At 63.8% G+C, this 26,157-nt stretch carries 23 protein-coding genes; 12 read left to right on the top strand and 11 right to left on the bottom strand.

Going from position 1 to position 26,157, the window contains the following annotated elements; translation table 11 throughout:
- Positions 1-125 precede the first annotated feature (125 nt).
- Complete coding sequence (gene purU / locus ATK23_RS10215) at positions 126-986, top strand: formyltetrahydrofolate deformylase (RefSeq protein ID WP_066141459.1); 861 nt, start codon at positions 126-128, stop codon at positions 984-986.
- Positions 987-990: 4 nt separating this feature from the next.
- On the opposite strand, the gene ATK23_RS10210 is transcribed toward purU, so the two are convergent.
- Together ATK23_RS10210 and ATK23_RS10205 are read right to left on the bottom strand one after the other, a co-directional pair.
- The gene (locus ATK23_RS10210) at positions 991-1,209 is read right to left on the bottom strand and encodes a hypothetical protein (protein WP_170041003.1); all 219 of its coding nucleotides are present in this window, start codon (positions 1,207-1,209) and stop codon (positions 991-993) included.
- A gap of 16 nt (positions 1,210-1,225) precedes the next feature.
- The gene (locus tag ATK23_RS10205; protein ID WP_066141452.1) at positions 1,226-2,416 is read right to left on the bottom strand and encodes a S8 family serine peptidase; all 1,191 of its coding nucleotides are present in this window, start codon (positions 2,414-2,416) and stop codon (positions 1,226-1,228) included.
- A gap of 217 nt (positions 2,417-2,633) precedes the next feature.
- On the opposite strand from ATK23_RS10205, the gene ATK23_RS10200 reads away from it, so the two are divergent.
- Positions 2,634-3,839, top strand: a complete 1,206-nt coding sequence (locus ATK23_RS10200) for an NAD(P)/FAD-dependent oxidoreductase (RefSeq protein WP_066141448.1) — start codon at positions 2,634-2,636, stop codon at positions 3,837-3,839.
- Between the two features lie 45 nt (positions 3,840-3,884).
- Positions 3,885-4,334, top strand: a complete 450-nt coding sequence (locus ATK23_RS10195) for a universal stress protein (protein WP_066141444.1) — start codon at positions 3,885-3,887, stop codon at positions 4,332-4,334.
- On the opposite strand, the gene ATK23_RS10190 is transcribed toward ATK23_RS10195, so the two are convergent.
- The gene (locus tag ATK23_RS10190; RefSeq protein WP_066141442.1) at positions 4,331-4,684 is read right to left on the bottom strand and encodes a CHY zinc finger protein; all 354 of its coding nucleotides are present in this window, start codon (positions 4,682-4,684) and stop codon (positions 4,331-4,333) included. The two genes, ATK23_RS10195 and ATK23_RS10190, sit on opposite strands and share 4 nt — an antisense overlap.
- Positions 4,685-4,855: 171 nt before the next feature.
- Between ATK23_RS10190 and ATK23_RS10185 the strand changes: the two genes are divergently transcribed.
- The gene (locus ATK23_RS10185; RefSeq protein ID WP_066141438.1) at positions 4,856-6,232 is read left to right on the top strand and encodes an MFS transporter; all 1,377 of its coding nucleotides are present in this window, start codon (positions 4,856-4,858) and stop codon (positions 6,230-6,232) included.
- A gap of 195 nt (positions 6,233-6,427) precedes the next feature.
- Entirely contained in the window at positions 6,428-6,970 is a 543-nt protein-coding gene (locus ATK23_RS10180; RefSeq protein WP_066141435.1) for a P-loop NTPase family protein, read from the top strand.
- On the opposite strand, the gene ATK23_RS10175 is transcribed toward ATK23_RS10180, so the two are convergent.
- Positions 6,967-7,896: a LysR family transcriptional regulator gene (locus ATK23_RS10175; RefSeq protein WP_066141432.1), complete on the bottom strand. Its 930-nt coding sequence runs from the start codon at positions 7,894-7,896 to the stop codon at positions 6,967-6,969. The two genes, ATK23_RS10180 and ATK23_RS10175, sit on opposite strands and share 4 nt — an antisense overlap.
- 141 nt (positions 7,897-8,037) lie before the next feature.
- Here ATK23_RS10175 and mmsB point away from each other — a divergent pair, with 141 nt between their 5' ends.
- The 5 genes from mmsB to ATK23_RS10150 all read left to right on the top strand — a co-directional run bounded on the left by mmsB (position 8,038) and on the right by ATK23_RS10150 (position 12,879).
- Complete coding sequence (mmsB, locus tag ATK23_RS10170) at positions 8,038-8,982, top strand: 3-hydroxyisobutyrate dehydrogenase (protein ID WP_066141431.1); 945 nt, start codon at positions 8,038-8,040, stop codon at positions 8,980-8,982.
- Between the two features lie 2 nt (positions 8,983-8,984).
- A complete protein-coding gene (locus tag ATK23_RS10165; protein WP_066142502.1) occupies positions 8,985-10,103 on the top strand; it encodes an alcohol dehydrogenase catalytic domain-containing protein in 1,119 nt (372 codons plus the stop codon).
- Between the two features lie 9 nt (positions 10,104-10,112).
- Positions 10,113-11,177, top strand: a complete 1,065-nt coding sequence (locus tag ATK23_RS10160) for an ROK family transcriptional regulator (RefSeq protein WP_066141427.1) — start codon at positions 10,113-10,115, stop codon at positions 11,175-11,177.
- A 70-nt stretch (positions 11,178-11,247) separates the two neighbouring features.
- Positions 11,248-12,057: a polyphosphate--glucose phosphotransferase gene (ppgK, locus tag ATK23_RS10155; RefSeq protein WP_066141424.1), complete on the top strand. Its 810-nt coding sequence runs from the start codon at positions 11,248-11,250 to the stop codon at positions 12,055-12,057.
- A gap of 6 nt (positions 12,058-12,063) precedes the next feature.
- Positions 12,064-12,879, top strand: a complete 816-nt coding sequence (locus ATK23_RS10150; RefSeq protein WP_100339265.1) for a Cof-type HAD-IIB family hydrolase — start codon at positions 12,064-12,066, stop codon at positions 12,877-12,879.
- An 82-nt stretch (positions 12,880-12,961) separates the two neighbouring features.
- Here ATK23_RS10150 and ATK23_RS10145 read toward each other — a convergent pair whose 3' ends face one another.
- Genes ATK23_RS10145 through ATK23_RS10135 form a run of 3 tightly spaced genes read right to left on the bottom strand, consistent with a single transcriptional unit; the run spans position 12,962 to position 15,657 of the window.
- A complete protein-coding gene (locus tag ATK23_RS10145) occupies positions 12,962-14,170 on the bottom strand; it encodes an amidohydrolase (protein ID WP_066144772.1) in 1,209 nt (402 codons plus the stop codon).
- A gap of 11 nt (positions 14,171-14,181) precedes the next feature.
- On the bottom strand, positions 14,182-14,901 hold the full coding sequence (locus tag ATK23_RS10140; RefSeq protein ID WP_066144770.1) for a hypothetical protein: 720 nt from the start codon (positions 14,899-14,901) through the stop codon (positions 14,182-14,184).
- A gap of 9 nt (positions 14,902-14,910) precedes the next feature.
- A complete protein-coding gene (locus ATK23_RS10135) occupies positions 14,911-15,657 on the bottom strand; it encodes a DUF5058 family protein (protein ID WP_066144767.1) in 747 nt (248 codons plus the stop codon).
- A gap of 239 nt (positions 15,658-15,896) precedes the next feature.
- Here ATK23_RS10135 and ATK23_RS10130 point away from each other — a divergent pair, with 239 nt between their 5' ends.
- Positions 15,897-16,850: an Lrp/AsnC family transcriptional regulator gene (locus ATK23_RS10130; RefSeq protein WP_066144764.1), complete on the top strand. Its 954-nt coding sequence runs from the start codon at positions 15,897-15,899 to the stop codon at positions 16,848-16,850.
- 236 nt (positions 16,851-17,086) lie between these two features.
- On the top strand, positions 17,087-19,822 hold the full coding sequence (locus tag ATK23_RS10125; RefSeq protein ID WP_066144761.1) for an aminotransferase class I/II-fold pyridoxal phosphate-dependent enzyme: 2,736 nt from the start codon (positions 17,087-17,089) through the stop codon (positions 19,820-19,822).
- A gap of 170 nt (positions 19,823-19,992) precedes the next feature.
- Here ATK23_RS10125 and ATK23_RS10120 read toward each other — a convergent pair whose 3' ends face one another.
- From ATK23_RS10120 to putP, 4 genes are all read right to left on the bottom strand, one after another.
- Entirely contained in the window at positions 19,993-21,228 is a 1,236-nt protein-coding gene (locus tag ATK23_RS10120) for a serine hydrolase domain-containing protein (protein ID WP_083515733.1), read from the bottom strand.
- Positions 21,218-22,843 carry a biotin carboxylase gene (locus tag ATK23_RS10115; RefSeq protein ID WP_066144758.1) on the bottom strand — a complete coding sequence of 542 codons (1,626 nt, stop codon included), beginning with the start codon at positions 22,841-22,843 and terminating at the stop codon, positions 21,218-21,220. The genes ATK23_RS10120 and ATK23_RS10115 overlap by 11 nt, the downstream gene beginning before the upstream one ends.
- Before the next feature lie 226 nt (positions 22,844-23,069).
- On the bottom strand, positions 23,070-24,473 hold the full coding sequence (locus tag ATK23_RS10110; protein WP_066144756.1) for an NAD-dependent epimerase/dehydratase family protein: 1,404 nt from the start codon (positions 24,471-24,473) through the stop codon (positions 23,070-23,072).
- Between the two features lie 171 nt (positions 24,474-24,644).
- Positions 24,645-26,150, bottom strand: coding sequence for a sodium/proline symporter PutP (gene putP / locus ATK23_RS10105; RefSeq protein WP_066144753.1), 1,506 nt, complete (start codon positions 26,148-26,150; stop codon positions 24,645-24,647).
- Positions 26,151-26,157: the final 7 nt, after the last annotated feature.

The following is a 26,157-nucleotide window of genomic DNA, read 5'->3' as shown; positions in this document are numbered from 1 at the left end:
GGCCTATACCCGCAAAGACCAAAGCACAAGCATGCAAATCAACAATCCGGCCGGTTCGTGGCGTTCGGACACCGGCTCTGGCACAGTGCTGTCTAACCCGCTAGCCGAAAGGACCTGAAGCAATCATGAGCGAGCAAATCCGCCACGTGCTGACCCTGCAATGCCCCGAGGGAATGGGGATCGTCAACGCGGTCACCGGATTCCTGCTGAAGCACGAACGCACCATCGTCGAGCTCAAGCAATTCGACGACATGGCCGCCGGCCGGCTCTACCTGCGCGTGGACTTCGCCGGAGAGGGGCAAGCCGACCTGCTGGAGCAGATGCGTGCAGAATTCGCTGAGGTGGCCCAGCAGTTCGAGATGGACTGGCAGCTGCGCGAACGCGGTGAGAAGACCAAGGTGCTGATCATGGTCTCGAAGTTCGACCACTGCCTCAACGACCTGCTCTTCCGTGCCCGCACCGGCGAATTGCCGATCGAGATCGTCGCGGTGGTCTCCAACCACCCGGACAGCCGGTCGCTGGTCGAGTGGCACGGCATCCCGTACTACCATGTGCCGATCTCCAAGGAGACCAAGCCGCAGGCCGAGGCCGAGCTGCTCTCGCTGATCAGCAAGCACGAAGCGGAGCTGGTGGTCCTGGCCCGCTACATGCAGGTGCTCTCCGACGAGCTCTCACGCGAGCTGACCGGCAAGACGATCAACATCCACCACTCGTTCCTGCCCTCCTTCAAGGGCGCCAAGCCGTACCACCAGGCTTGGGAGCGCGGCGTGAAGACCGTGGGCGCCACCGCCCACTACGTGAACTCCGAGCTGGATGAGGGCCCGATCATCGCCCAGCAGGTCGTGGAAGTGGACCATACCTTTGGCCCGCAGGACCTGGTCGCCGCCGGCCGCGACACCGAATGCAAGGCGCTGTCCAATGCGGTGCGCTGGCACTGCGAGGGCCGGGTCTTCCTCTACGGCAACCGCACGGTGATCCTGCGTTAGCTAGCTAGCGCTCCTCGCCGATTGCCCGGTAGTGCTGCTCTGCATCCACCGATTCGACCGCGTCGAGCTGGCGCAGCGCTGCGGCCACCTGCTCGCTGCCCTCGCCGATAATCTGGCCCAGGGCAGCGAGCACCTGCTTGACCCGCAGCCCGTGGGCCGCCAGCTCATCAACGATGGACTCGGGGGCCACCGTGGCCGCCACGGTGATCACATAAATATGCACTGTGTCGCCGCACATCCTATTGGCCTTCCGCTCCGGCGGGGGCCTGGGCCAGCCCGGCACCGGCATCCTCGGCCGGCAACGGGATATCGCGGGAGGTGGACAGCAGCTTGTCCCACAGCTCCTGGGCACGCAGCCCGGTGGATTCGGCCAGAAGCGCTGCCACGCCGGCCACATGCGGGGTGGCCATCGAGGTGCCGCTGATGGTGTTGTAGCGCTGTTCGCCCGGCCACGCGGAATAGATGTCCACGCCGGGGCCGGCGATATCCACGTTCCCGCCCTCCGTATCCAGCGCCTGCGCCGAGAAGTCGGCAATGGCCAGGGCCGAATCCACTGCAGCCACCGCCATGATGTAGGGGCTGTTGGCCGGCGCACCGACGAACCCCGGATTCCCGGCGGAGCGCTGCGCATTGTTGCCGGCGGCAGCCACGATCAGCGAGCCCAGCTCCAGGGCGCGCCGTCCCGCGGTGACATAGGGTGGGTGCACGGTTTTCACATCGGCGCCCAGGGACATCGAGATGACCTCGCACTTGTTCTCCAGCGCCCAGTTGATTCCGGCCAGGATCGTGGAGTCGGAGCCCGAACCATCGGTGCCCAGCACCTTTCCGGCAAAGATATTCGCTTCCGAAGCGACCCCGTAGCCCGGACCCTGCTGCGGATCGCGCGGACCGCAGGCGGTGCCGATGCAGTGCGTTCCATGCCCATGGCCGTCGCTGGCGTCCTCGCCTTCGACAAATGACCTGGCGCTCACGGTGCGGCCGGCGAAATCAGGGTGCGCGCTGTCGAATCCGGTATCCAGCACTGCCACGTTGATACCCTTGCCCGTGTAGTTCGAGAGCGAGGCGCCCACGGCCTGCAGTCCCCACGTGTAGTCCGCGGTGTCCGCAAACGAGGACTGGCCCGGGGCTGCGGAGGCCTCTGGCAGGATCCGGTAGACCAGCTCCGGCACCACCGCGGCAGGCAGGTGGTGCCCTGCGCAGCGCTGGCGGAAGTCCTCCAGCTGGTCGGTGCCGCTGGAGACCACGGCGATGCCCAGCATCGGGAAGTATTCGCTGGTGGAATAGCCCTGCTCGCTGAGCAGCTGGGGCAGTTCGGTGTAGCGCTGGGCCTGGGCGATGCCCGGGGTTCCGGTTGCTGGCTGGTCGAAGACGAGCACATAGCGGCCGGGGACTTCAGCGGCTTCGGTGCTCCGGTGGCGGGCGGTGTACATGGCTGGCTCCTTAGCTGGTTCTCCGAGGTACTTGGCACCATACCGCCAGCCAGCGACAATTGCGCCCCCATCGGCTGGAATTGCCAGAATTCGCCTAGTAACCCCTGGTTCTTGCGCTGTGGGAGGAAGCGTTCGGCGAAGTCGGTCCCGGCTCTTGCCAGCGCGTTGCCGGCGTGCCACGATCGAGGTATATCGCCGTCGAGGAGTTGGGTAGAGCATGGAATCGATCGTCATTGCCGGTGGCGGCCTGGCCGCCGCTACGGTTGCCAGCGAATTGCGTGAACGCGGCTACGCCGGGGCGCTGACGCTGATCAGCGAGGAGAACGAGCTTCCCTATGAGCGCCCGCCGCTGTCCAAGGGATTCCTGCAGGGCAAGGACGAGCCAGAGTCCTTCACCGTCCACGATGCCCCGTGGCATGAGCAGCATGATGTCTCCCTGCGGCTGGGCGTCCCGGCGATCAGCGTTGAAACTGCCAAGCAGCAGGTGCTGCTGGCCGATGGCAGGGCGGTGAACTACGACCAGCTGGTTTTGGCGACCGGTTCGCGGGCCAGTTTGGGCGGCGAGAATCCGATGCCCGGCTATGACCTGCCAGGCGTGCACGTGCTGCGCACCCTGGCAGATGCGAAGTCGCTGCGCGCAGAACTGACCGAGGGCGCGCAGGTGGCGGTCATCGGTTCGGGCTGGATCGGCATGGAAGTCGCTGCCACCGCACGCCAGCGCGGTGCGCGCGTCACCGTTTATTCTCCCTCCGAGGTGCCGCTGGCCAAGGTCTTCGGCGAACGCTTCGGGCACTACCTGCTGGAACTGCACCAACGCCATGGCGTGGATGTGCGCACCGCGCGGGCCCAGGGCATCGAGCAGGTTGACGGGCACCTGCAGGTGCTCTCCGATGCCGGGTCTTCGCGTGCCGACGTGGTGCTGCTGGCCATCGGTGCCCGCCCCAACCTGCAACTGGCCGAGACTGCCGGGCTGGACGTGGATTCGGGAGTCATCGTTGATGCGTCGCTGCGCACCAGCAACTCCAAGATCTTCGCGGTGGGGGATATCGCCCAGGCTTTCAATACCAGGCTGCGCCGGCAGCTGCGCGTGGAGCACTGGGACAATGCCATCCGCCAGGGTAAGCTCGCGGCCGCGACGCTGATGGGCGAGGAAGAATCCTACGACTGGCTCCCGTATTTCTTTACCGACCAGTTCGATCTGGGGATGGAATACGTGGGGCACAATTCGCCGGATGACACTTCGGTAGTCCGCGGCTCTGTGGAGAGCGGGGAATTTTTGCTGTTCTGGCAGGACGGCCGACGGATCACGGCGGCAGCCAACGTGAACATCTGGGATGTCAACGATCAGCTGCGCGAACTGGTGGGCCGCGAGATTCCAGCCGAACGCCTGGCGGATACGGGCATTGAGCTTGGCGACCTCTAGGATTTTCAGCAAGGAATGGACCGACTAGGAAAGCAGGAATAGCTGATGAGCACCATGGTCGTGGGCGTGGAAACAGGCATGTCGCCGGCGGTATTGGCAGCGGCCGCCTCGCTGGCTCGCGGGCTGGATGCACGATTGGTGTGCATCCATGCAGATTACGGACGACTGATTACCGACAAGCTGTCCGAAGGCGACCTGCTGGCCTCGGCTGACCCGGTCTCCGAGGAGCTCGCCTGGGAAATCGCTTCGGCGGTGGCCGGCGTGGAGTTCGAGAGCTATACCGTGGCCGGTGAACCGGCTAAGGTGCTGGCAGCGGTGGCGGAACAGCTGGATGCGCAGATGATCGTCATCGGCACCCGCCGACCGGGGATCCGCAGCAAGATGGCCCAGCTGCTCGACGGGTCGATTGCCGTGGCGCTGGCCCACAAGCAGCATCGGCCGGTGCTGGTGGTTCCGCAACAGCCTGCAGAGGAGAACGACCTGCCGTGGGACTAGGCTCCTGATTCCACCTCGAAGTACAGGTGCCGATGCGCCTTGCAGCCGGGATTGAATAGCGCCTGGCAGTGGGGGCAGGAATCGGCTTCCAGATACCGGGCGGGGCTCAGCTGCGTGCTGCAGACCCCGCAGAGCACCGCAGGCTCATCAAATTTGTCCGCCGGCCACGGCATTGCTTCGTGGCCGGCGAGTTCGCCATGGCATAGGTGGCAGGGATAGTAGATGCCGCAGCAGTGGTGCTTGAGCGCAATCACATCGATCAGCGAGTGGTAGTGGGCGCAACGGGTGTGCACGTCCATGCGCACGCCGCGCAACGCGACCTGGTGCCCTGCGTTTTCCCAAGCTGTCATCGTCAACCCTTCCGCGAGTGGCCACGCCATGTGCAAAAATGCACGCTGAATGTGCAGAAACTGCCTCCAACTATGCCTCTTTCCGCCTATCTTTCGCCATGTGATCTAGGCCATACTCGCTGATGAAGCTGGTCCCGCAGGGGGTACTGGCGAAGGCGGAAGGAACGCACAGTGGCAAGCGAAACGTCATCGAAGGCCGAGCGCAAGGGATTGCGCCGGGTCGTAGCAGCCTCCATGGCTGGCACCGTCGTCGAATGGTATGAATTCTTCCTCTACGCGACTGCGGCCACCTTGGTCTTCAACAAGATCTTCTTCCCGGATACCGGCAACGACCTGGACAACATCATCAAGGCCTTCCTGACCTACGCGGTCGGCTTCATTGCCCGCCCGATCGGCGGCATCGTCTTCGGCCACTTCGGCGACAAGTTCGGACGCAAGCACCTGCTGCAGGTGGCGATCGTGCTGGTCGGCGCAACCACCTTCCTGATGGGCTGCCTGCCCACCTTCGATTCGATCGGCTACGCCGCACCGATCCTGCTGATCGTGCTGCGCTTCGCCCAGGGCTTCGCCGTTGGCGGGGAATGGGGCGGCGCGGTGCTGCTGGTGGCCGAGCATTCGCCGAACAAGGAACGCGGCTTCTGGTCATCCTGGCCGCAGGCCGCAGTGCCGGTGGGCAACCTGCTGGCCACGGTGGTGCTGCTGGTGCTCTCGGCAACGCTCAGCGAGGCTGCCTTCCTGGCATGGGGTTGGCGCATCGGCTTCTGGCTTTCGGTGGTCATCGTGGTAGTGGGCTATTACATCCGCACCCGTGTTTCCGATGCCCCGATTTTCAAGGAAGCCAAGGCGGAGCTGGAACAGAACGCGGCCGCCGGCTATGGCGTGGGCGAAGTATTCAAGCGCTACCCGCGCGGGGTGTTCACCGCCATGGGGCTGCGCTTCGGCGAGAACATCATGTACTACATGGTGGTCACCTTCTCCATCACCTACATGGCCACCCAGCTGAAGATGGACACCTCCACAATTCTGGGCCTGATGCTTGTGGCACACGTCTTCCACGCCATCCTGGTGCCAATTGTTGGACGCTTCACCGACAGCCGCGGACGTCGACCGGTCTATGCCACCGGCGTGGTGCTCATGGCAGTGTGGGGCGTGGCAGCCTTCCCGCTGTTCAACACTGGAAACGATGCGGTCATCCTGGCCACCATCATGCTGGGACTGTTCGTGCATGGCCTGATGTATGCTGGGCAGCCGGCCATCATGGCGGAAATGTTCCCGACCCGCATGCGCTACTCGGGTGTCTCGCTGGGCTACCAGGTCACCTCAATTGTTGCCGGTTCGATGGCACCGATTATCGCAACCTTCCTGCTGAAGGTCTACGGATCCTGGGTACCGGTCGCCGGGTACATTGTCTTCGCCGCAGCAGTCACCATGGTGGCGGTGTACTTCATGAAGGAAACCAAGGGGCTAGATCTCGGCGAGATCGACGAGGCTGACCGCTTGGCGTTGAACGGCGAGGCCGCTTCGAGCGCCGAAATGAAGATGCAGTAGTAAGTCGGAGGATCGAACATCAAGCCGGAGGCCAGTTCCGTTGCAGGGACTGGCCTTTGGCGTGCCCGCATCCAACGGGCAGAGAGATTGTTTGCCGGGACTGGTTCGATCTGCAATTCTGGTAGCCACATGCTGCTGGTGGCATCGGAGCCATCGGGAGAACAATGAGAAAGCAGCCAGGCAGGGGAGCTCCAGATGAAGCAGTGCAGGCTGAATATCTTCGGTGCCAGCGGCAGTGGTACGACGATACTTGCCCGTGCCGTGGCGAATGCCTGGTCGGTCCCGCATGCCGATAGCGACGACTATTTCTGGATCCCCACCGACCCGCCCTACTCCCAGCAGCGAGCGCCAGCTGAACGCTCCAAGCTCATGCACGAGATCTTCGTGCCACGCAGCGCGTGGGTGCTTTCGGGATCCATGCAGGGGTGGGGGAATGATGTCCTGGCCCACTGCGATGCCTTCGTGTTCTTGACGCTGGATCCGGGCGTGCGCCTGCGGCGGCTTGCTGAACGGGAGCAGCTACGCCAGTCCGGGCAGGCTCCGCACTCAGGGGCCGTGGAGCAATTCATGCTGTGGGCGGCTGGCTATGATGACCCGGACTTCAGCGGACGCAGCCGCGCCCACCACGAGTCATGGTTGAAGAACGAGGCCCGCCCGGTGCTCCGTTTGGACAGCGCGCACTCAACGGCACAGATGTGCCCGGCCATCATGGATTGGGAACCAGTTCGAACACCCTAGCTTTTGGACGTGCTCGGCACGGGGAACGGCGGAATGAACCAGTCGCCGGCGGCGGCCGCATCGTGCAGTGCGCGCACCGTTTCCTGGACCGCACGGCTGCGCAAGGCTTCTTCGCGTCCCACCAGCCAATATTCGGATTGGTAGGTGAACTGCTCATGTAGCACTGGAATCATATTCGGGTAGTGCTCCGAGAGGAAGGTGGGGAGCAATCCGATGCCTGCATGGTTCATGGTGGCCGCATATTGCACCGCGATGCTGGTGGAGGAAATCGCGCGGTGCATCAGCGGCAAGGCTCCGGTGGCATCATCGAGCTTGTCTACCGTCAGGGCGGTGTCGATGTAGTAGTTCAAGCTATGCCCTGCCAGATCCTCGATGGTTCTCGGCGTGCCGTGGCTTTCCAGATATTCGGCAGTGGCGTAGAGCCGCAACTCGTAATCCAGGAGCTTTATCGAGGCCGCCTTGCGGACATGGGGTTCGCCGATGACAATCTCCAAGTCCATGCCGGTTCGGGTCTGCCGTGCACGGGTGGTTTCCGAAACAATCTCGAAGACCAGTTGCGGATGCTTCACCTGGAGCTTGGCCAGTGCCGGCGCCGCGAGGTGCGCACTGAACGCATCGGGGGCCGCGACGCGCACATGGCCTGCCAGCGCTCCGGTGTCCTTCTCGGCGCCGATGGCTTCCACTGCCTGCTCGATGGTTTCAGCGCTGGCCATGGCCCGGCGTCCCAGATCAGTCAGTTCCCAGCCGTTGGGGGTGCGCGTGAGCAGGTGGCCGCCCATCGCTTTTTGCAGTGCGTCGATGCGACGGGAAATCGTCGAGTGGTTCACCCCGAGGACATTCGCGGCGGCGGTGTAGCGGCCCAAGCGTGCAACAGTCAGCAGGGCAATGAGGGATTCGAGATGGCGGTAATCGATCGGACGGTCCATGATCCCCAGTCTGCCATGGACGGTGTGCGCTAGCGCACACCGGGCTTGCGCAATTGCCGGGCCGCGGAGCATTGAGTACGGCCCGACAGGCATCCTACGCTGGCCTGACAAGGACAAAACTCAAGGATGAGGGGTGTGCAGATGAGCACGTACGCATGGATTGGCCTGGGAAACATGGGTGGACCGATGACCGCGAATCTGGTGGCCGCAGGGCACCAGGTACGCGGCTACGACCTGGACGAGGGTGCCTGCGCCGCCGCGGCGGAAGGCGGGGTGCAGATCTCCGGCTCGATAGCCGGGGCCATGGAGCATGCCGACGCGGTATTCACCATGCTGCCCAAGGGCGCGCACGTGCACTCGGTCTACGAGGGCGAGGCAGGCATCTGGGCCAACGCCACCAAGGACATGCTCCTGCTGGATTCCTCCACGGTGGACATCGAAACCTCGCGCTATATCCACGCAGGCTCCGCCCAGCGCGGCTTGCACTTCGTCGATGCCCCGGTGTCCGGCGGCATCTCCGGCGCAGCGGCGGGGACCCTGGCCTTCATGCTCGGCGGTGAGCCGGAACTGATGGACCGGGCCAGCGGATTCATCGCCCCGATGAGCGGCAAGACCATCGTCGCAGGCGGTCCGGGGATGGGCATTGCAGCCAAGATCTGCAACAACATGATGCTGTTCATCGACCTGATGGCCAGCGCCGAAGGTTCCCAGCTGGCCGAGGCATTGGGCCTGGATCCCGAGGTCTTCTGGCAGATCGCCTCGGTCTCCTCGGGCCGGTCCTGGGCGCAGCAGACTTGGTACCCGGTGCCCGGCATCATCGATACCGCTGCGGCAAACAACAACTTCGAAGCGACCTTCCGCACCGATCTGGCACGCAAGGATGTCGGGCTGGCCTTGGATGCCGGAGAAAGCACCGGCGTGCGGCTGCCGGCAGCAACCCTGGCCCGCGAGCACTTCGACGAACTGATCGAGCAGGGGCTGGGGGACAAGGACTGCTCGCTGATCGTGAAGAACCTGCTGCCTGATGGCGCCGTGCGCGGGTGGAGCCCGGAACCGGCCAACGCCAACCAGCCAGCTGCCGGCTGAGCATGCGCCAGATCCAGGCAGCGGTGCTGGGGCACACGCAGAACCAGCGCCCCTATGCCAAGCATCGGCCGCTGGCCATCCGCCAGCTGAAGCTGGGCGACCCCGGCCCCGGGGAAGTGCTGGTGCGCATCACCGCGGCCGGACTCTGCCATTCGGACTTGTCGGTCATCGACGGGAACCGGCCGCGTCCGGTGCCGATGGTGCTCGGGCATGAATCGGCCGGCATCGTCGAGCAGGTTGGCGAAGGGGTTCAGCTGGACATCGGCCAGCAGGTGATCTCGGTCTTCCTGCCACGCTGCGAGAACTGCGCAGCCTGCGCCACCGGAGGCAAGCTGCCGTGCAGCGCCGGCACCGCGTCCAACACCGCTGGAACCCTGCTGACTGGCGCTCGCCGGCTGATGCTCGATGGCAAGCCGGTCCACCACCACCTGGGCGTCTCGGCCTTTGCCGATTATGCGGTGATGGATGCGCGCAGCCTGGTACCGGTGGGCGCGGATGTGCCGGCCGAGGTGGCCGCGGTGCTGGGGTGCGCGGTGCTCACCGGCGGCGGCGCGCTGCGCAATGCCGCCAAGGCAACAGGCGCCGAGGATGTGGCCATCATTGGACTGGGCGGAGTGGGCATGGCCGCCTTGCTGGTGGCCGCCGGGCAGCGGACTACCGGCAGGATCTTGGCCATTGATGCCAATGATCAGAAGCTGGCGACCGCGCTGGCCTTGGGTGCCGATGAAGCCTGCACGCCGCAGGAGCTGGGGCAGCGCAGTGCGCAGATCGTGGTTGAGGCCGCCGGTCATCCGCGGGCCTTCGAAACCGCATTGCAGGCCACAGGCGTGGGCGGAACCCTGGTGACCGTGGGGCTGCCGGCCCGGGGCGCGATGAGCAGCATCGAGCCATTGGCCCTGACCGCCGGCGCCCGCACGATTATCGGCAGCTATATGGGCTCTGCGCTGCCAAAGCAGGATATCGGCTACTACGAGCAGCTTTGGCGCTCAGGCAGGCTCCCGGTAGAGAAGCTGGTGGAGACCAGACCGCTGGCGCAGATCAACGAAGCCCTCGACGATCTGGCTGACGGGCGCTCGGTACGCCAAGTTCTGCTGCCCGGAATCGGGGCGGAAGCCCAGTAGGATTGGTGGGTGACTGATTCCACTGCGGGGCCCCGTGCCCTGGCAACCCTGACCGACATCCGGGTCTTCGACTACCTCTGCAAGGCCCCGGCGACACGGACCCGGATCGCCGCGGATCTGGGCATCTCCAAGCCCACCGCATCGCAGGCGATTTCGCGCCTGCAGGAGAACGGGTTGGCGTTGGCCATCGAGCGGGAAAACGAGCCCAAGCGCGGACGCGTACCGGAGCACTATGCGCTGGACAGCAGCTTCGGCCACCTGCTGGCCCTGTGCCTGCAGGCTGAATTCCTGCAGGTCCGCGCCACCGACCTGGCCGGGCAAACCCTGGTGGACCGCCTCTACCCGCTCACCGCGCAAACCACTGCAGCGGAAGTAGCGCAAATGGGTGCCCGGGAGATTTCGCGCGTGGCCGCCGAGCTCGGCTCCCCGCTGCTGGCCGCGGCCGTGAGCCAATCGGCCCCGGTGGAGCGCGATGGCGAGCTGCGCGTGCTGGCTACCCCGATTTTCCCTTCCTCCGGAGCTGACCTTGCAGGCCAATTCGCTGACGGTGTTCCGGTGCTGCTGGATAACGACGTGAACTGGATGGCCCTGGCCGAAGCGGGCGAGCAAGCAGACTCCTTGATGATGATCTATATCGGATCTGGCCTGGGCGCAGGACTGGTCATCGACGGTGCGCTGCACCGCGGCAAGCACGGCACCGCTGGCGAGCTGGAGACCCAGGTGGTGGGCGGGACAAACCTGCGCGAAGCGCTCGCCGAGGCGGGGATGTTCCAGACCCGCGTGCTCTGGGAGAAGCTGGCCGACGAACGGAACTGGCCGGCATTCCTTGCGCCGTTCGGCCAGGTCCTGGCGAACTTGATTGGCTTCGTCGATCCGCAGCGGGTGGTGGCCATCGGTCCGGGCCTGACCCCTGGATTGTGCGCGGCACTGGAGAGCGAGCTGAATGGGTTGCTGCCCAAGCCGGTCCATGTGCAGCTTTCCGCATTGGGAACCGAAGCCGCGGCACGCGGGGCACTGGCTGGTGCCCGGGAACTCGCCTTGGGCAACTTGTGGGAAAACTACCGGGCACGTTGACCAAAGTGATCCAAGCTATATATTGTAAAGAGTCCTTAAAATTCTATTTGCATCACCGGGGAGACCACTGATGGCACCATCTGACGCATCGGCATCCACGTCGCAGTTCGCTGCCATCGGCCTTGATCTGGGCGGCTCGTCCATCAAGTACGGATTGGTTGGAACCGACGGCAAGCTCGTTGAGAGCACCTTCAGCAAGGCCGCCACCCCAGAAGGCGCGCATCCGGAGGCCGTCGCCCAGGTGATGACAGGAATCATTGCCGACCTGCAGGAGCTCACCGGCGATGAGCTGGCCGGGATCCCCGCCGGTGTCACCGTGCCCGGCATCGTCATCGACGGCGTCGTGCACTCGGCGGCCAATATCGACAAGGCCTGGATCGGCTTGGATGTCACCGCCTCGTTCAGTGCGCTCCTGGGCCGCGACGTCTTTGTGCTCAATGACGCGGATGCCGCCGGCGTCGCCGAGGTCTACGCGGGTGCGGGAGCCGAGAATGGCAAGCCTGTCAAGGGCAGCACCTTGCTGCTGACCCTGGGCACCGGCATTGGCTCGGCCTTCTTCCGCGACGGAGTGCTCTTCCCTAACGTCGAATTCGGCCACCTCGAAATCGACGGCTTCAATGCCGAGAGCAAGGCCGCCGCGCGAGTCATGCACGAGGAAAACCTCAGCTGGGAACAGTACATCGCCCGCCTGCAGCGCTACCTGTCCCACGTGGAATTCCTCTGCAGCCCGGATCTGATCATTATCGGCGGAGCGATCTCCGAAGACCACGAGAAATTCCTGCCGCAGCTGGAACTGCGTGCCAAGATCGTGCCCGCCCGCTTCAGCAACGCCGCCGGGGTATTGGGCGCCGCGCATCGCGCGCTGAATCCCGGCAACTAGGAACCTATGCATACGATTGACCCGAACGCCCAGATCAAGCTCGTCGCCGTTGACATGGACGGCACCTTCCTGGACGGCGAGGGCCAAATCCCGGAGGCATCCTGGGCGCTCATCGACCGGCTCCAGGAACGCGGCATCAAGTTCGTGCCGGCTTCCGGGCGCCAGTTCGCCACCCTGCGCGAGCAGTTCGCCCCCTTGGGCGAGATCGCGATCATTGCCGAGAACGGCACCGTCGTGATGCATGGCGAGAACGAGATCTACTCCAACATCATCGGTAAGTCCTCGGTTGACGCGGTCATCCAGGCCGTCCGCGCGCAATCTGCGCTCGATGCCGGATTGGTGCTGTGCGGACGCCGCACCGCCTATGTGGAGCGCGCCGATGAAGCGTTCGCCGCCGCGATTGCACCGTATTACCGTGCAGTGCAGGTGGTTGAAGACCTGGCCCAGGTCGACGACGAGATCATCAAGATGGCCGTCAACGTCGGCACCGGTGCCGTGCAGGAGATGGCGACGGCGCTGGAAGTTCCGCTGCAGGTGGTGATCTCGGGGAGCCACTGGGTCGATGCGATGAACCATGGCGTGCACAAGGGCTTGGCCCTGAATGCGCTGCAGGAGAAGCTGGGAATCAGCGCCGATGAAACAGCAGTTTTCGGCGACTACCCCAACGACCTGGAAATGATCAAGGCCGCCACCTACTCCTTCGCGATGGCCAATGCGCATCCCGTGGTGGCCGAAGCCGCGAATTTCACTGCGCCGTCCAACCTTGAGCACGGCGTGCTGCAGGTGCTCGGCGCCTACCTCGACGGGCGCGCCCAGCTCTGACACGCCGGGGAGCTGAAACAGCTCAGGGCCTGGGTGAAGGAAATTTTCCTTCACCCAGGCCCTACGTGCTCTTGTTGGCTAGTTAGGCGCCGAGATAATGGCGAATTCCGGCCAAGGCTGCGCGCACGCCGGAATCCAACGCTCGACGGTACTCAGGCAGGAAGAACGGGGAGTGGTTGCCTGCTGGTGCCGGGTCCTGCGGGTCGGCGCCGCCGAACATCCAGAACACATACGGCACGCCGATGGCATCGCCCAGCGAACCGAAGTCCTCGGATCCCATCAGCGGCGGCACCAGGCGGACCTGTTCCTCGCCGAACTCCTCGCGCAGCGCGCCGACGACATTGCCGGTGTGCTCCGGGTCGTTGTACAGCCGCGGGAAGGTGTAGAGCTGCTCGATCTTCGGCCGAGGTGCCCCTGAGGCATCCGCCTCGGCATTGATGATCCGGGTGACTGCTTCCAGGACCTTCTCGCGCACCGGCTCGGTGAGCGTGCGGATGTTCAGCGTGAATACCGCGGTGTCGGGGATGATATTTTCCTTCAGGCCCGCGTGGAAGGAGCCGCAGGTGACCACGGCCGAATCCAGCGGATGCAGCTCGCGCGAGGTGATGGTCTGCAGCCGGGTGATGATACTGGCGCCCAGCACAATCGGGTCGATGGAATCCTGCGGCTGGGAACCGTGGGCCTGCTTGCCGTAGAGGGTGACCTCCAGCGAGTTGGCCATGGCCATCGCCGATTCCGGGGTGATATGGATGGTGCCGGTGGCAAAGGGGAATACGTGCTGGCCGAGGACCACGGTTGGCCGCGGTGCCCGATCCCACAGTCCATCGGCGAGCATTGCGGCGGCTCCCGCGCTGGTTTCCTCGCCGGGCTGGAAGATGAACACCACGGTGCCGGCCCACACATCGGTGCTGCGCACCAGCACCCGGGCCGCGCCCAGAGCGCTGGCCACATGGGTGTCGTGTCCGCAGCCGTGCATGACCGGGACCTCGGTTCCATCTGCCAAAAAGCCCGTGGCGGTGGAGGCGTAGTCGACCTTGGTGTCCTCGGCGATCGGCAAGCCGTCGCTGTCGGCACGGAAAGCCACCACCGGGCCCTCGCCGTTGCGCAGGATGCCCACCACGCCGGTGCCGCCGCAACGGAAGTGCTCGATGCCCAGTTCGCTGAGCTTGGATTCGACGAACGCAGCGGTGTTGTGCTCCTGCATGGATAGCTCCGGGTTGCGGTGCAGGTGCAGGTAGTCCTCGTGCAAGGCCTGGGTTTCGGCGTCGGTGAGTCCGTAGGTGTTCAGCATGCGATGATCCTCTAGCTTTCTGAAGTGTGGATTTTCTTGCGGTCGCGCAGGACCCAGGAGAAGACAATGGAGGCGATGACCACGATGGCGGTGGCGAACATGCCGATGGCCGGAGCCATCGGGACAACGACGAAGTTCATCACCAAGGCCAGCACGATCGCGATGACCGTCGGGCGCAGGGACTTCATGGCCACGATGCATTGCACGAGCACCGCGCCCATCAGCGACGGCAGGATGTACAGGCGGGCCACATCAATGACCTCGGCGGGGATCATGGAGACCAGCCAGGTGCCCAGCAGGCCGACGAACAGCAGCAAGCTGGTCAGGTGGACGGTGGCGGCACCGCAGATGGCCATCACCGCGGCCAGGTCGCCGCGCTTGGTTCCGGGCCTGGCGCCAATGGTCGATTGCGCCACGATAGCCGCGGGCAGCAGCTTGTTGGAGATGTTGCCGATCATGAAGGCCTGGTACATGGCGGCCGAACCCAGGATGGGGAAATAGGTCAGCGGCTCGACGAACCAGAGCACCCCGAAGGTGCCGGCTACGGTCAGGAAGGCCACCCAGATCATTGTGCTGGTGATCTCCAGCCCGCTGAAGAAAGCGATGTAGATCGGGCCGATCAGGGACAGGACCAAGCCGATGAGCATCGTGATGGACCCGTAGCGGGAAGTCTGCTTCTCGAAGCGCGCCATCGAAGCGTCGGCGCTGGACAATTGGGATGTCGTAGTCATGATCGGTCCTTAGGCGGTGTGCAGGAAGTAGGCGGCGACGATGGAGATGACGATCGAGATGCCCAGGGCCCATTCCTTCAGCCACTTGAGCTCCAGCACCTTGGCCAGGTAGAGGCACAAGCCCATGGCCGCAGCGGAGATGCCGACCAGGATCAGGTGCACATTGGACTTGGGCAGCTCGGCGATGGTCAGGGCGGAGAAGGCGCCGAGCAGGGCGGCGGTGGGGATCAGCGCCATCACTGCCGGGTTGCGCTTGGCCAGCGTGGAGCCGCCCTTCTTCAGCAGCGGTGTCATGATCAGCGTGCAGATCATCCACATTGCGCCGGACAGGCTCATCGCCATGAATGCGACGCCGAAGACCTGCTGCGTGTAGCTGTCGCCGCCCAGCTGGGCGCCCATGGTGCTGGCCGCAATGCTCGCTGAACCGGTCTCGGCGGCGGCGGAGCCGATCAGGCCGATGCGGACCAGGACCGCCGGAGTGCCGAACAGGGCCAGCAGGGCAATAGCCACGAGGACCACGGCCAGCGAAGGCCCGATGGAGGCTACCGCGCCAGCGCGGAAGGATTCCTTGACCTCATTGATTGGCATGTCCACGTGCGGGGCGGCCTTCTTCGCTGCACGCGAGTACAGGATGCACTGGACGAAGATGACCGCGAAGACGCCCAGAGCGCAGATCCAGAGAACGGGGGAGTTGGCGACAGCCCAGATATCGGTTGAACCAGGATCACCTGCCGCCATGACGAGTTGCGGATTCATTTGCGCTCCTAGGGTCTGAAAATCAATGTGAGGTGGATCTCTTTCGGGTTCAACGATCCGGGATCAGAATGCTTCTGGCAAGATGTGGGCTGATTGGCCATAAATCTGGCCAATTCCTCCAAATTGGCACTCTGGGCCTCGTAAATCACGGGGATTTCGACGAAACATTCGGGAGTTTTTCCGTATAATTCGCAGTAGCACTGGCGATAGATGGCGGTTGTGGCCTGAAAGTAGGAACGATGTCGGATTTGACCGAGCTCAGTGACCTGGAACGCCGAATTGTCGTCGCGCTACAGGTGGACGGTCGTGCGACGTGGCGCAAGATCGCCCGGGTGATTGGCGAACCGGAACGCACTGTTGCCCGCTATGGTTCAGCAATGCTTGAGCAGGGCAAGGTGAAGATCGCGGCCATATCCCATCGCGCCGGCGCTGTCATCGCCTCGCTGAGCTGCGCGCCGGGAACGATCCCGGTCGCAAGCCAGGCGCTCTCGGCGCGATCCGACACCAGCTTCACCTACATGGTCACCGGTGAAAGCGACGTCGTGAGCGAACTGCACTATGACGGCGGACTGCAAGACATCCTCACGCTGCAGCTACCAGCGACCCCGGGCCTGAGCAATATCCAGATCTACCCGATCCTGAAATACTTCAAGACCATTCGCGCCTGGCGCGGCGGGGAACTGAGCCAGGGTCAGGAAACGGCGTTGTCTCCCAGCGTCGGAGGCGAATTAACTGCATGGAACCCTATCGGGGAGCTAGGCGAAAGCGATCACCTCATCGTCGACGTGCTGCGCAAGGACGGACGGGCCAGCATCGAGACCATTTCCCGGCAGGTGCGCATGAGCGAAACCTCGGTTTCCCGCCGGCTTGACTGGCTACTGCGCGGCGAGCACATCAGCATCCGCGCGCTGGTTGACCCGGCACTGATGGGGTTCAAGGTCGAAGCGCTGCTCTGGGTCCAGGTCTCCCCGGCCGATGTGGATGCGCTGGGAACCCTGCTCGCTGGATTGCCACAGGTCAGATACGTTGCAGCGGTGGCCGGTGATGCCCAGCTGCTGGTCGATGTCACCGTGCCGACCCAGCGGGATCTCTATGAATTCATCGCCAAGACCAACTGGGGTGAAATGGTCCAGCTGCGCACCTCGATGGTGCTTGGGGCGCGCAAGCGCGGCGGGCAGCCCGCGGAATCCTGAGCGGTCGGCAAGGCAAAAGAATTCAGCGATAATTCACCGGTTTCTGGCTCTTGGTTCCGGTTCATTCCACCTGCGGTAAACGCTGGGTGAACACTTCATCGAATGACGAAAATAATGCGTAATATCGCCGAAACGGTTCCGGAAGTGGCATAGTCTCACGATACCGAGCGCGGCAGCTGTGCTCGCGCGGTTAACAACCAGTTAACTCTGCAGGGGCGAAAGGAAGACCGGCAACCGTGAGCAAGAGGTTGACCTACGGGACGAACCAAGGAACGGCGACGCCCGAAAGCGCGTGGCGCAAGCGCAAGGATGCGTGGGAGCACTTGGGTTATGTACTCAGCGAAATTTCTTCTGAATACCAAAAGGAAGAACGCCGCACAGAACATGAGGTGGAAGCCGGCCGGTTGATGGGGCTGCTGGCAGCCATCGAACCGTACTGGGCGAATCCCGGCATCGAATACTTCAACGAGGTTTCCCGGCTCATGTCCGGCGGGCAGTATGAAGATGCCATGAAGCTGGTCTACCAAGCGAACCAGGCCTTCAGGAACCAGACCCAATACGTGGACATGGACGGCCACGAAGGGGCGGAAACGGATCCGGCCCAGCTGGGCAATGTCGCGCCGGGCCACGGCAAGGCGCAGGTCCCGATGGTGGAAATCCTGCTGGTGGACAATGGGCCTGCGGAAGAAATTGAGCGTTTCAAGGACGAAATCGCCGAACAGCGCCAGCACACCGATCCTTTCCACTACAACTTCGTGGTGGTGCCCAGCGTGGAAGACGCCTTGGCCGCGATCCTGATCAATCCCGGCATCCAGACGGTCGTGCTGACTGCCCGCTTTGATGTCTGCACGCGCCGCCGGCTCTCCTCGACGCTCAAGAATTTCATTGCCCGGCGGATGGAGGGCTACTTCCAATCCACCAAGCAGATCCGCGGCCTGCTGGATTTGGAAAACATCCTTGACCAGTTGCGGCCCGAAGTTCCGGTGTACCTGATCGCGGGAGTTGCGTTGGAATCCATCGCCCACGAAATCACCGGGCGCTTCCGAAGGATCTTCTCACGCAACGACCGGATGGACCTGCACCTGTCGATTGTCTCGGAAGTGCTCGAACGCTACCAGACCCCGTTCTTCAACGCCCTGCAAAAGTACGCCAAGCGGCCCGGCGGGGTCTTCCACGCCATGCCGATTTCCCGTGCGGGATCGGTGCAGAACTCCCCATGGGCCCGTGACCTGGTGGACTTCTACGGCAAGAACCTGCTGCTGGCCGAGACCTCGGCCACTTCCGGCGGGCTCGATTCCCTGTTGGACCCGCAAAGCTCCATCAAGAAGGCCCACGAGCTGGCGGCCCGCGCTTTCGGCAGCCACCGAACCTACTTCGTCACCAACGGCACCTCGACGGCCAACAAGATCGTGCACCAGTCGATCCTCGCACCGGGGGACATCGTGCTGGTGGACCGCAACTGCCACAAGTCGCACCACTATTCCCTGGTGCTGGCCGGAGCGAACGTGAGTTACCTGGAGGCCTACCCGCTCAACGAGCACTCCATGTACGGGGCGGTGCCGCTGGAAGAGATCAAGGGACGGCTGCTGCAGTTGCGCCGCGAGGGCCTGCTGTACAAGGTCAAGATGCTGACGCTGACCAACTGCACCTTCGACGGGATCATCTATGACCCGCGCCGGGTGATGGAAGAATGCCTGGCGATCAAACCCGATTTGGTATTCCTCTGGGACGAGGCCTGGTTCGCCTTCGCCGGGTTCCACCCGGTGTACCGACGGCGCACCGCGATGACCGTGGCTGGGGTGCTGGAAGCAGAACTGGACAGCGCCGAATACCGCGAGCGCTACGCCGCGCAGCAGGCTTCGCTGCCGGAACCGGGGAGCATTGCGCACCCGGAGAATGACCAGGCCTGGCTGGACACCCGGTTGATTCCGGATCCGGAGCAGGTCCGCCTGCGCGTGTATTCCACCCAGTCCACGCACAAGACCCTGACCTCCTTGCGCCAGGGCTCGATGATCCACATCTATGACCAGGATTTCGCGGTGCGCAACCTCAACGCCTTCCGCGAGGCCTACATGACCCACACCTCCACCTCGCCGAACTACCAGATCCTCGCCTCGCTGGATATCGGCCGCCGGCAGGCAGAGCTGGAAGGCTATGAGCTGGTGCAGCGACAGGTCGATTTGGCGCAGTCGATTTCGCGGGCCATGGCGCGCAACGAGCTGCTGGGCAAGTATTTCAAGATCCTGCACTCGACGGATCTGATTCCGCAGAAGTACCGTCAGTCCGCGACGCAGAACCCGGTGCGCGACGGCCTGGCGGCTTGGGACGAAGCCTGGGCGGCAGACGAGTTCGTGGTGGATCCCTCGCGCTTGACCCTGGACATCAGCCGCACCGGCGTGGACGGGGACACCTTCAAGCACGAGTACCTGATGGATGGGCACTCGATCCAGGTCAACAAGACCAGCCGCACCTCGGTGCTGCTGATGACCAATATCGGCACCACGCGTTCCGCAGTGGCGCACCTGATCGAGGTGCTGGTGAAGATCGCCGAGGAACTGGATCGCAAGCGCCGGCTGGATGGCCGCGTGCTGGCGCTGGGGAAGAAGTCTGCGACCGAAGAGATTCCACTGCCGGACTTCAGCGCCTTCGCTCCTGAATTCTCCGGAGGCGGCGGAAGCGGCGACATGCGCTCGGCCTACTACCTGACTTACCAGGATCCGGCGACGCATTTCCTGTCCTCGGCGCAGATCCGTACCCAGCTGCTGGCGGGGGACCGCGTGGTCTCGGCCGTGTTCGTCACCCCGTACCCGCCGGGCTTCCCGGTGCTGGTTCCGGGGCAGGAGATCACCTTGGGCATCTTGGACTACATGGACCGGCTAGATACCCGCGAGATCCACGGGTACCACCAGGACTTGGGCTACCAGGTGTTCACCTGCGAAGCCCTGGAACAGGTCGCGGCGCAGCAGTCCTGAGCGTGCAGAGCGGCTTGAGCTGAACACAGTGCGAATCCGCCCGGTTTTGCCGGGCGGATTCGCGCATCAGTTGTGCAGGAGCTGGAGCGCAGGATGGCCGCCGGCACAACGTCCTAGGCCCTGGTTCGCGCACGATGCGCAAACCAGGGCCTTGGACAGTGGCCTGGAGGCTATATTTTCCGTTCCGCCAGATGCGCCGAGATCGCCTCGAATGCGCGAATGGTCGGGAACAGCTTGGAAGCATCCTGCGGCAGCGGCCAGCTGGAGAGCTTGACCGCGACCAGCTTGGTCGCCGGATCCATGTAGATCATCTGGCCATGGATGCCCAGGGCCACCGCGGCCCCGGTGGCAGGGTTCGGGAACCAGATCTGGTTCCGGTAGTGCCCGCCGGGCATCATGTTGTCGCCCGGCGATTGGGCGAATGCCTGGACCAGCGCGAGATCATCGATGAAGGTATCGGCAATCCATGCCTCGGAGAGCACCTGCTTGCCGGTCAGCGCCCGCCCGCCATTGACATAGAGATGGCCGAATCGCGCCAAATCGCGCAGGCAGGCGTTGAATCCGCCATCGAACATGCCGGTGCCGAACTGGTCAACACCCATCACCAGATCTTGCTGGGCCCCGAGCTTGGACCAGACATAGTCCGAAAGCAGTTCCTGCATCGGGGCGCCACCGGCCGCTTCCAGCACCCAGCCCAGGGCATCGGTTTCGCAGGAACGGTATTCGAACACCGAGCCGTGCGGTCCCTTGGCCTGCAGGGTCAGCAGGAACTCGTACATCCCGATCGGGCCGATGCCGCCACGCTCCGGCGCCCAGCCGATGGCTTCCTCCAGCTGGCGCACCTCGGCCTGCGGATCCAGGTACTCCTCGGAAAACTTGATCCCCGAACGCATATCCAGCAGGTCACGCACGCGGGCGCCGGCATAGCCGCTGCGCTCCAAGGCCGGCACGTAGGTGGTCACCGTCTGCTCGGTATCGAGCTTTCCGGCATCCACCAGCGCACCGGCCAGGGAGCCCACCAGGGTCTTGCTGACCGACATCAGCAGATGATCGGTCAGCGAGGTCATGGTGTTGTAGTACTTCTCCCAGAGGATCCGTCCATTGTGCATGACCAGCACGGCATCGGTATTCGTCGCGTGCATTACACCGCGCACGGTCAGTGCAGGGTCGGTAATGCTCGCTTTGGCAACTTCCAGCTTGCCCAGCTTCTCCTCGGCCAAGTGCAGCCTGACAATCGGGCCGTCTCCGCGCGAAACCTTCACGGTGGGATGGATCCGGGCGATGTTCTGGAAAGAGCGCTTGATGTTCTGCGGGTACTGCCAGGTGGCGATGTTCAGCGCCTTGCTGGGAGGACCTGCCAGATTGGCCGCCATGTGCCCGGCGGCATCAGTCGCTTCAGTTGCCATGCTCTGCTGGCGGAACGTCAATTCCCTTGTATTGGGATCGGATGCAGGAGATGAAGTGCTTGGCATCGATGCTGAGCTTGGTTTTCTTCTTGCCTTCGTACTGCAGCTTGGCCTTGGTGACCAGGACCCCAAGATCGGCTCCCTTCCATCGGTAATCCTCCACGCCGTAGATGCGCAGGAAGAATGCTTCCTTGTGGGTCTGCAGCTGGTGCCAGTCCAGGGCAGAACGGGAGAACTGCAGCTTGCCCCGCGAGTCGAGGTAGTAGTTCCCGGTGCGCGGCGCGTGGGTGATGTACTGCAGGATGTCATCGGTTTCCTTGATGATCATGTGGCTCCACACATCGGCCCCGCTCATTTCTTCCCAGCGGGCATTGATCTCGTCGACATCCAGTTCGAATTCCACATCGAGGTATTCGAGCAGGTGGAAGAGGAACAACGGCACATCGGCGTAGGCTCCGGCGGTGACGTTGGTGATGGCGCTGGCTCCGGAGATGCGCGGGTTCAGCTCGCCGAGGTACACCTCGTCGGTGTCGGTGTCCACCAGCACGTCCACTTCGAAAAAGCCGCGGTAGCCGGTGTCCTTCAGTCCGTTGCCGACCTTGCGCACCAGGTCGATGGCGCGCGAGCGCTGGGAGTCGGTGACCACATCCGGGTGCATCTCGTTGCCGCACCAGCCGCCCTTGTACGGGGTCAGCTCCTTGTACCCGGCCAGCTCGGTCAGGATCGGGCCGACCACGGTGCCGCATTCGGTCAGCACCGCTTCAACGGCCACGGGCTGGTTGTTGATGCGCTTCATGATCTTCAGCTGCTCGCCGATGATGTTCTTGGAATGCTGCTTGAACTGCGCCCTGGAATCGATGAAGAAGGTGGTCTTGCCCGAATCGCCGTAGGGGGTCTGCACCACCAGGTCATCGCCCAGGCCGGCTTCCTCAGCCAGTTCCATGAGCTCCTCGTAGCTATCAGCGGTGCCCAGCACATTGGGCACCGATGGCGCGCCGGCCGCATTGCCCAGCTTGGTGGTGATGATCTTGGAATCCAGTTCGGTGCGCAGGGCGGCCGAAGGCAGGATCAGGTCGTAGCCCAGTTCCTCGCAGATCGCTTCGGTTTCCTCGTCGAAGAAGACCATCGCGATCTTCGGGCTCGGACCGCCAGGGGTGCACTGGGAATCGATGTATTCGCGGACCTCGGAGTTCTCCAGCAGCCAGTTATTGATCTCTTCGGCGCTCTGGAAATCGACATAGGGCTTCTCGGCGGGGGTGAAGACCCGCGGGTGGTGGCCGTCCCAGCCGTCGTAGTAGGTGATGTAGCTGAATTTGCGGACCCAGCGGTCAAGGCCCAGCAGATTGACCGGGGTTGCGCCGAGGAAGAAGATCGGGGTGGTGTTGGTGCGGAAGAAATGGCGGACTTCGCTAATGTTCTTCAGTTTGCGGTCCATGCGCAGGACCTTGGCCGGGAGATTTGCCGGTTCGGACTCGTTGTAGGCCGCGTCGACCGCGACGTTGGCGCTGAGCTGATCGGTGACGGTGCGTGCCTTGTGACGCAGCTTGTCGAGGTCGCTGGGTTTGGGCATGCGGTGGCGAGAAGCCGGGGGGTGGGCTTCAAGAATGTTGGCCATGATGTGGAGATGTCCTTTGAAACTGTCCGAAGTAGGGCAATGGCACGGCGCAATGCGTGACAGTTTCATGCTCAGCGCTCTTCGTAAGCACCGGCACACGTTCTGCTTAACGCGTGGTGAACATTGCGCCCGCTCCCGCCGTTGCAGCCTGTGACTTGGCATGCAACGGCGGGTGCGGGATCAACGCGAGGTGAAGATTACTCCTTATTGCGGCAACGCGCGGCGGCTAGCTGGACACCGTGGCCGCGAAATCCAGCTGCTGGAATTCGAATCCGGCCTGCTCCAGCACTTCGCTGGTGACCTTGCGCCCGGTCAACGCGACCCGGGCGTTGGAGCCCATGACCGCCGCGCCGATTTTTGGCAGCAGCGAGCCGGTGGGCAGGCCAGGCAGCCCGGCGATGGAACGCAGGGCGGCCATAACCTCGGTATTGCGCAGCGGTTTCGGGCAGGCGGCGTGCACCAGGCCGGCAGGGATGGGCGGTTCCTCGAAGCCGAGCAGGCAGCGGATCAGGCGCAACCAGTCTTCCAGCCCGATCCAGCTGAACCACTGCTTGCCATCTCCCATCGGACCGCCCAGACCGGTGTTCACCAGCAGGTTCAGCGGGCCGAGCAGGGGAGCGTCGGGGTGCATCACCAGCGAGGTGCGCAGCAGGTAGCGCTGCTCGGCATTGACCTCGGCTTCGGTGAAGGCTTGTTCCCAGGCGGAGGCGACCCCGGTCATTTCCGGCAGGGCGCGCTGGTCGGTGGGAACCGGGCTGGATTCGGTCAGCTCCTCTTCGCCGGCATCGCCGAAGATCGCGGTGGTGCTGGCCTGGATCCAGGTGGCAAGCTTCGGTGCCGCCGCAGCGGCTTCGGCCAAGGTCTGGGTGGAGGCCACGCGCGAACCGGTGAGCGCCGCCAGGTTTTCCGGGGTGTTGCGCTTGTCGACGCGCTCGCCGGCCAGGTTGACCAGGTGCACCGGATGCTTGCTGGCCAGCACATTGGCCCAGGCACCCTGGTGGACTCCGTCCCAGCTGTACTGCTCGGCAGGGAAACCATCCTCGGGGTTGCGCGTCAGCACCGAAACCGAGAGTCCGCGGCAGACCAGGTCCGCGACCAGGTTGCGGCCGAGGAATCCGCGTCCGCCGGAGATGACCACCTGGGCATCGCGCTTGCGGTGCGCGCTCGGGGCGATGATCCGGTAGAGGCGGGCCGCGGCGATGGCGAAGTCCTTGCACAACGCGTTGGCCACGGTGAATTTGAAGGCGGTGGTGCCTGGGCCGTTGAGCTCAACGGTGAAGCGCAGCACGCAGCCGTGCTCAAACGGCTCGACCTGCCAGCGCAAGACCATCTCGCCGGCGGGCTGCGGCTGGGTGAACTCCACCATCAAGGTGTCCTGGTTGCGCCGGGTGATGGAACCCGACGGGGCGGTGCTGCGGTGCAATGGGCCGAAGAGCTTGCCCGGCGGCAGCAGGTCGACCTTGGTGCCCACCCCGCGCTGGTCATCGTGCACAATGAAGCCGTCGAAGCTCTTCATCCACTGCCCGGTCTGCGACAGGTTGCCCACGATCGAGTAGACGGCTTGCGGGTCAGCGGCCAGGAATTGCGACTCGGTGCGCTGCCAGTGCGTGAACTTGCTCGTGGTGCTCATCTTGGAATCGTTCCTTCCAGCTCGGTTGCTCGGGCATAGCTCTAGGCTACTGTGCCCTGTGCGCTTCGGCTGGCAGGAGCTGAAAGGCAGGCCGAACTGTTACACCGGGCCCTGCAACGGGAAAGCTCCCCTGGCCCAGAAGACCAGGGGAGCTTTGCACCGGGATGCCGGCTAGGCGGTGACCTTCGAACCGACTTCCTGTTCCATTTCGGTGAACTCGGCATCGATGGTCGGGTTCGGGCGGTAGGTTGCCCGGGAAACCAGCCATGCGACAACCAGTGCGGCGAGGAAGCCCGGGACGATCTCGTACATGGCCGCGGACAGCGGCTTGACGTTGCCCCAGATGAACACCACGACGGCGCCAGTGACCATGCCGGCGAAACCGCCTACGGCGGTCAGCTTGCGCCAGTACAGGGCCAGCAGGACGACCGGGCCGAAGGCGGCGCCGAAGCCCGCCCACGCGAAGGAGACCAGCTTGAGAATGGACGAGCCAGGGTCCAGCGCCAGCAGGGCCGCGATTACGGCCACCAGCAGCACGCCGGAGCGGCCCAGCATGACCAGGGCCTTGGGCGAAGCCTTGCGGCCGGTGATGTTGTACAGGTCCTCCACCAGTGCCGAGGAGCAGACGATCAGCTGCGAGGACATGGTGGACATGATCGCGGCCAGCACCGCGGCCAGCACCAGGCCGGCGATCAGCGGGTGGAAGAAGATCTGGCTGAGCAGCAGGAAGACGGTCTCGCTGCTGGCCTTGTCCAGCGGATCCTTGGCGAAGTAGGCGACGCCGATGAACGCGGTGGCCACGGCGCCCAGGGTGGTCAGGAACATCCAGCCGATGCCGATGCGTCGTGCGGTCTTGGCCTCGGCCGGGGTGCGCAGCGCCATGAAGCGCACGATGATGTGCGGCTGGCCGAAATAGCCCAGGCCCCAGGCGGCGGTGGAGAAGATGGCCACGGTGGCAAGGATCGCACCGTTGTCATTGAAGGAGGAGAACAGGTTGAAGGCTTCCGGATTCACTGCGGTGATGCGCGAGCCCAGGGTTTCGATATCGCCCATCCGGATCACTGCCACGATTGGCACGGCAATCAGCGCCGCGAACATCAGCACGCCCTGGACCATATCGGTCAGCGAAGCTCCGAGGAAGCCGCCGAACAGGGTGTAGAGCAGGGTGATGACTGCGACGAAGAGCATGCCCGCAAGGTACTGCCAGCCGAAGGATGCCTGGAAGAACTTGCCTGCGGCCACCATGCCCGAGGAGACATAGAAGGTGAAGAACACCAGGATGATCAACGAGGAGCCGATGCGCAGCAGGTGCGCCTTGTCCTTCAGGCGCTTTTCGAAGAAGCTCGGGATGGTGATGGCGTTCTGCGCGATTGCGGTGTAGGAGCGCAGGCGCGGGGCGACGAACTTCCAGTTCAGCCAGGCGCCGATGAGCAGGCCGATGCCGATCCACGACTCGTGCAGGCCGCCGAGGTAGATGGCGCCGGGCAGGCCCATGAGCAGCCAGCCTGACATGTCGGAGGCGCCGGCGGACAGGGCGGCAACCCAGGGCTTCAGGCCGCGGTCGGCCAGCATGTAGTCGTCAATGTTGTTGGTGCGGCGATATGCAATGTAGCCGATGCCAAGCATCGCGGCCATGTAAATTGCGATCGCAATCATCTGGAAAGTCTGGTCGGACATTTTTCCT

The sequence above is a fragment of the Glutamicibacter nicotianae genome, from assembly GCF_002797775.1.
Lineage (GTDB): Bacteria > Actinomycetota > Actinomycetes > Actinomycetales > Micrococcaceae > Glutamicibacter > Glutamicibacter nicotianae.
This window is presented reverse-complemented; position numbering and strand designations above follow the sequence as displayed.